Here is a 6,111-nt window from a genome sequence, read left to right on the forward strand (position 1 = left end):
CGCTGCGCGACTTTCACGGTGAAGCCTCAGCCTCCGGTGCACGACGTCCGGGCACCGGCAGCAGGACAAGGTCCGACCGGCGGGCGTTGCCCTGGCGTGCGCGGATCAGATCCCGCCGTCCACGAAGGTCAGGACGAAGTTCACCGGCACCGCGTTGCTGATGGCCGCAAGACCGGCCAGTTCGCGCAGCTTCTCCACGCCGTCGCTCATGCCGAACTTGGCCGCATCGATCACCAGCGGCTTGACGCTCGCCACCATCACGGTGTTGGCGGAGACCTTTGCGGCCTGCACCACCAGCACCATGGGCTGGGTCTGACCATGTAGGGCCAGGATCCCTTCGGCGGTGATCTCGGCAATCTCGCCGACGGCCATCGATTTGATCCGCTCCGGGTCGATCTTGGCGGTAAGCACCGCCTCTTTGTAGTCGGCGGTATCGAACAGGAACTCCCGCATGCGTTCGTCACGGATGGGAATCAGGGTCTCGACACTGTCCAGCATCAGGACGACCTTCGCCTGACCATCGGGCGCGATGGTGCCGGCGATGTCCTTGAAGGTGTGAATCTCCGCCACGTCCTTGCCCTTAATGGAGATGAAGGCCAGGTGCGAGCGGGCCGGGTCGAGATTCCAGTCCGCCCAGGCCGGGGCGGCGGAGAATGCATAAGCGAACGCGACGAATCCGAGCGTGGTGAGAGCGGGACGTTGCATGGTGTTCCTCCAGGTTGTTATCCACCCCTGAAGGTGGCGCACCGGACGCGGATCACAAGTGGGGGTCCGGGTCGGCGACAACCGGCGAGGCATCCGCCGCCATCCGGCTGGATACCATGCGCAAGACCAAAAAGTGCGGACTCGTCTGGTACAATGTAACATTCGCGATGCCTGGACACCTGGCCGCATCGACTCACTTGTATCGATCAACCATGACCGCAGTTCCCGTGACTTCGCCCGCCCCGGCGGCAATTGCCATCCGCGACCTGCGCTTTCGCTGGCGGGCGGATTTGCCGCCGGTGTTGGTCATCGACGCGCTGGACATTCAGCCGGGTGAGCGGATCTTCATCGAGGGACCGAGCGGCAGCGGCAAGACCACCCTGCTGGGACTGCTGTCCGGTGTGCTACCCGTGAGCGACGGGGCCCTGACCGTGCTGGATCAGCCACTGAATCGCCTGAGCGCGGTGGAGCGTGACCACTTCCGCGCCGATCACGTCGGTTACGTCTTTCAGATGTTCAACCTGATTCCGTATCTTTCGATGCTGGACAACGTCACCCTGCCCTGCCGTTTCTCACGGCGGCGCCGCGCCCGCGCCCTGGCGCGCGGCGGCAGCCTGAACGCGGAGGCGGTGCGCCTGCTGGCCCATCTGGACCTGGACGACCCCGGCCTGCGCGCCCGTCCGGTGACTGAACTGTCGGTTGGCCAACAGCAGCGGGTGGCGGCGGCGCGGGCGCTGATCGGCGCGCCCGAGATCCTGATCGCGGACGAGCCCACCTCGGCCCTTGATGCCGACCGGCGCGCCGGCTTCGTCGAACTGCTGTTCCGGGAATGTCGGGAGGCCGGTCTGACGTTGGTCTTCGTCAGTCATGACGCGAGTCTCGAAGGGCTGTTCGACCGCACCCTGCGACTCGCCGAACTGAACCGCGCCGCGGCCTGACCGACACTGGGGCGAACACCCACTATGCCAATTCTCATACTCGCCTGGAAAAGCCTGCTGAACCGGCGCTTCACCGCGCTCTTGACGCTGCTGTCGATCGCCTTCAGCGTCACCCTGCTGATCGGGGTGGAGCGGCTGCGCGGGGAGGTGCGCGAGGGCTTCACCAATACGGTCTCCGGCACCGATCTGATCGTCGGCGCGCGCAGCGGCCCCATCAACCTGCTGCTCTACGCGGTGTTCCGCATCGGTAACGCCACCAACAACATCTCCTGGGAGAGCTATCAGGCGATTGCGAACCTCCCCAAGGTCGCCTGGACCATCCCGCTCGCATTGGGTGACTCGCACCGGGGCTTTCGCGTGCTCGGCACCACCGCCACCTATTTCGCGCACTTCCGCTATAGCCGTGACCGCGGGCTCGCGCTGGCCCAGGGTGAACCCTTCGCGGATCTCTACGATGCGGTCTTGGGATCCGAGGTGGCACGGACCCTGGGCTACCGGCTGGGCGACCCGATCGTCATCGCCCATGGAACCGGGGATGTCAGCTTCGCCCGTCACACCGACAAACCCTTCCGGGTCGCCGGCATCCTGGCCCCCACCGGGACCCCGGTGGATCGCACCGTGCATGTGAGCCTCGCGGCGATCGAGGCCATCCATGTCGGTTGGGAATCCGGTGCCGCGGCCCCGGGCCGCTCCCCGGACGCGGCACAAACCCGGGAGTTGGCCGCGACCGGCGCACTGACGCCCAAGGCGATCACGGCGGTCCTGGTGGGACTCAAGTCGCGCATCGCGACCTTTCAGGTCCAACGCGCAGTCAACGACTATCCGGAGGAGCCGCTGCTCGCGATCCTCCCTGGGGTCGCGTTGGCGGACCTCTGGCGGCTGATCGGTATCGGTGAACGGGCCCTGTTGGCGGTCTCCGCCGCGGTTGTGGTGGTCGGGCTGTTCGGTATGCTGACCGCGCTGCTGACCAGCCTGAACGAGCGGCGCCGGGAGATGGCGATCCTGCGCTCGGTGGGCGCGCGCCCGGCACATGTGCTCGCGCTGATCCTGGGGGAGGCCGTCTTCCTCACCCTGGTCGGCGCCCTGCTGGGGGTCGCGCTGCTCTACGGTGTACTCTTGCTGGGCGGTCCCTTGATCACCGACCGGCTGGGGCTTGTCATCGGCATCGGCCCACCGAGCCCCGCGGAGGGCCTATTGCTGGCCGCGGTGGTCGCCGCCGGCGTGCTGGTCGGACTGATTGCCGGCTATCGGGCCTACCGCCTGTCGCTGTCGGACGGGCTGCTGATTCGCGTTTGAACCCTTGGAGACTTTGGTATATGCGTCTGATAGACACCCTGGCAGCGTTGGTATTGGCAGCCGCCCTAGCCGGCTGCGACAGCCAATCGGATGACGGCCAAGCGAATGCCGCGAAGGCTCGGACCGCGGCCGCGGAGACGGCCGCGGCTCCGGAACTGACGGCAGCGACCCCCCAGGACCTGGACTGGGACACCCTGATCCCCGAGGACTGGCAACCGGACACCCTGTTCGATAAGTACGACCTCAACAGCCTGCAGGACGATGACCCGCAGGCTAAAGAACTCATGGGCAAACTCAAACAGCTCTGGGCCGAGGCCCCGGTGGTGTCCGCACTCGACGGTAAACTGGTACGGCTACCTGGCTTTATCGTACCCGTGGAGTCGGAGTCGACCAAGATCACCGAATTTCTGCTGGTTCCCTACTACGGCGCCTGCATTCACGTCCCGCCGCCGCCCGCCAACCAGACCGTCTATGTCAAACTGGCGTCGGAGAATGCCTTCGAGGGGGAACTGTTCGATACCGTCTGGGTCACCGGGACCCTCAAGGTCACACCGACCAGCAGTGACCTGGCGGACGCCGGGTACCGGATCGAGGCCACCGGGATCGCGCCCTACAAAAGCGATGACGAGCCGAGCCAGTAGGCAAGCACGTCACCCACCGGCCGGCCGCTCGTACCCCATGTGCTGGAGCACCTGGCGGACATAGTTGCGCGTCTCGGAGTAGGGCGGGATCTGATAGCCGTTGCGGATGACGGCGTTTTCCCCGGCGTTGTAGCCGGCCAGGGCCAGCGTGAGGTCCTGACCGAACAGGTCGAGCAGATCGCGCAGGTAGGCCGCTCCGCCACGCAGGTTTTCGATCGGATTGAAACTGTCTTTGACCCCGTAGCGCGCCGCGGTGCCCGGCATCAACTGCATCAGACCCTGAGCCCCGGCGTGAGACACGGCCTCGTGGTTGTAGGCGGATTCGGTGCGGACCACGGCGTGGAGCAGCTCCGGGCTCAGTTTGTTGAGCCGCGCGTAGGCGTTGATCACCCGTTCGAAACGGGCGCGACGGGCCGCCAATGACTGGCTCACCGCGGCCGACTTGGCCGAGGACGGGACCGGGTTCGCGGCGGCCAGCGGCGGGTTCAGGCTCGCCAGCCGCTGGCGATTCTCGTTGACCAGACCGCGCGACTCGCGCTTCCACTCCAGCCGGTATTTGGCGCCCTTGAGCGGCGCGTCGGTGAAATACGTATTGCCCTTGGCGTCTACATATTTGTACACGTCCGCATGGACGCCAGTCGCGGCGAACGCCGACGCCGCAAACACCAGTGCCACGATGATGATCGGCATGCCACCCCCCCCTGTTCCCCAGATTCGAGTCACTGCGTGAGATCGACGGCGGCAGGCCCGCGCTGGTCGGCCGCCCAAAGTTCGTCGATCCGATGGCGGTTCAACGCCAGCCACTGGACCGCAATGATAAGGGTGGCCGCGGTGAGCCGCCCATGACCAAGATCATGAATCACGCGATCCAGATCGCGTAGAACGATGCGTGTGTATTCGCCCTCGTGCGGATTACCCGCGGTCGCGGGGAGATCGGTGTCGAGCAACTCGCCGCAGTAGATGTCCACACACTCGTCGCTGAAGCCGGGGCTGGTGTGACAGACAGCAATGCGGGTCATGGCCCCGAGCCGGCATCCGGTCTCTTCCAATGCCTCCCGCCGAGCCGTTTCCGCCGCGCTGTGTCCCACCGCGATCACGCCGCCCGGCGGCTCCCAGGTCAGACCGCCGGTAACCGAGTGCAGTGTCCCGACCCGAAACTGCTCGACCAGTACGACTTGACCGGACACGGGATCGAAGGGCAATACCACCGCCGCGCGCAGGCCATCGATACACTCCCGGTCTACGACGACCCGCACCCCCGAACCCGGCACGGCCAGGCCGAGACGGTAACGATTGAGCCTCAGAAACCCGTCGCTGAGCGGCTCGCTACGAATGATCTCAACGTTCGTCGTCATGCTCGAACCTTAGCACTGATTTCGGTGAACGGCGAGACCGTACATCGGAAACAAATCTGAAGCCGAATCAAGTAGTCGCCAAGTCACTCATTATTTCCCGATTTTTCTCGTAGGGTTATATTGACTTCTTAGTGCGTTGCAAGAATCGACGCACGGATATCGATCCACGTCGATTTGCTATTGCTTTTCCGATCGAGCCACCTATAATCCGCTTGCACCATCACAACGTCAAATGTACCGGGGGGAACATGAACAGACGTTATTTCCTGGGGTTATCCCTGTCCGCCGTCGCGGCGCCCGCGCTGGCAAGACGGCCAACCGAACGCCCACGGGCACTGTCACTACACCACATGCACACCGATGAGCGTGTCTCTTTAGTGTACCGGGTCGGCGACCACTACAAGCGCAGCGCACTGCAGGAACTCAACTGGTTTCTGCGGGACTTCCGCACCGGCGACAAGGTTCCGATCGACCCGCAATTGTTCGACCTGCTCTACGACGTCAAGGCGTCGCTGGGCGACACCGAGGCCCGCTACGAGATCCTGAGCGCTTACCGCTCACCGCAAACCAACGCCATGTTGCGCCGGACCGGCCATCGGGTCGCCCGCAACAGCCTGCACCTGTCCGGTCAGGCACTTGATATACGCTTCCCCGACTTGGCCACCAGAGAAATCCGCGACGCCGCACTGGCCCTTGGCCGCGGCGGAGTGGGTTATTACCCCGGCTCGGACTTTGTGCACATCGACACGGGTGCGGTGCGGCACTGGCGGGCTTGATCGAACCGATCCCGATCCAGTCGGGCTGAGCGGCCCGATGATCCGACAAATCGATAACGACGCGGGCCCTAGGCCGCGCGTCGTTTTTTACGTGGGCGCAACCGGCACGGCCAAGACGCGCGAAAGTTCAACACAAAAGTCCTAAGCTTTTTGTGCAATTTTATTAATTTCATCCATTGGTTTTTTGCGGAGAGACGCGCGTCGCGCCTGACGCATCGACGGACAGCAGTCGGCGCTGACATGACGTTCAGGCATCGCGACCTGATATCCAGACACGTTAGGTGATTTCCGGGAAACAATGTACCAACGTGTAGGGGCGACTTTAGTCGCCCCTAAGGCGATTTCCGTGAATAGGCATCCCGACTGCGCATGCGCAGAAAGCCTGTTGGGTTGTAGGGGC

The 6,111-nt window shown here is 64.3% G+C and carries 8 protein-coding genes; 4 read left to right on the forward strand and 4 right to left on the reverse strand.

Annotation, left to right across the window (positions count from 1 at the left end):
* Positions 1-105: 105 nt before the first annotated feature.
* Positions 106-705 (reverse strand): YceI family protein, encoded by a 600-nt coding sequence (locus QZY03_RS16315; RefSeq protein ID WP_295582868.1) that lies wholly within the window; start codon positions 703-705, stop codon positions 106-108.
* Between the two features lie 212 nt (positions 706-917).
* On the opposite strand from QZY03_RS16315, the gene QZY03_RS16320 reads away from it, so the two are divergent.
* The 3 genes from QZY03_RS16320 to QZY03_RS16330 are packed head-to-tail and all read left to right on the forward strand — an operon-like array spanning position 918 to position 3,580.
* The gene (locus QZY03_RS16320; protein WP_295582870.1) at positions 918-1,643 is read left to right on the forward strand and encodes an ABC transporter ATP-binding protein; all 726 of its coding nucleotides are present in this window, start codon (positions 918-920) and stop codon (positions 1,641-1,643) included.
* Positions 1,644-1,667: 24 nt separating this feature from the next.
* Positions 1,668-2,939 (forward strand): ABC transporter permease, encoded by a 1,272-nt coding sequence (locus tag QZY03_RS16325; protein ID WP_295582872.1) that lies wholly within the window; start codon positions 1,668-1,670, stop codon positions 2,937-2,939.
* A gap of 20 nt (positions 2,940-2,959) precedes the next feature.
* Positions 2,960-3,580 carry a DUF3299 domain-containing protein gene (locus QZY03_RS16330; protein WP_295582874.1) on the forward strand — a complete coding sequence of 207 codons (621 nt, stop codon included), beginning with the start codon at positions 2,960-2,962 and terminating at the stop codon, positions 3,578-3,580.
* A gap of 9 nt (positions 3,581-3,589) precedes the next feature.
* Here QZY03_RS16330 and QZY03_RS16335 read toward each other — a convergent pair whose 3' ends face one another.
* A complete protein-coding gene (locus QZY03_RS16335; RefSeq protein ID WP_295582876.1) occupies positions 3,590-4,270 on the reverse strand; it encodes a lytic transglycosylase domain-containing protein in 681 nt (226 codons plus the stop codon).
* Between the two features lie 29 nt (positions 4,271-4,299).
* A complete protein-coding gene (locus tag QZY03_RS16340) occupies positions 4,300-4,935 on the reverse strand; it encodes an NUDIX domain-containing protein (RefSeq protein ID WP_295582878.1) in 636 nt (211 codons plus the stop codon).
* A gap of 248 nt (positions 4,936-5,183) precedes the next feature.
* Between QZY03_RS16340 and QZY03_RS16345 the strand changes: the two genes are divergently transcribed.
* The gene (locus QZY03_RS16345; protein WP_295582880.1) at positions 5,184-5,711 is read left to right on the forward strand and encodes a DUF882 domain-containing protein; all 528 of its coding nucleotides are present in this window, start codon (positions 5,184-5,186) and stop codon (positions 5,709-5,711) included.
* A gap of 141 nt (positions 5,712-5,852) precedes the next feature.
* Here QZY03_RS16345 and QZY03_RS16350 read toward each other — a convergent pair.
* On the reverse strand, positions 5,853-6,111 hold a 259-nt coding region (locus QZY03_RS16350; protein ID WP_295582882.1), incomplete at its 5' end, for a hypothetical protein.

Origin of the sequence: uncultured Lamprocystis sp. (assembly GCF_903933125.1) — a bacterium.
Classification (GTDB): Bacteria; Pseudomonadota; Gammaproteobacteria; order Chromatiales; family Chromatiaceae; genus Thiodictyon.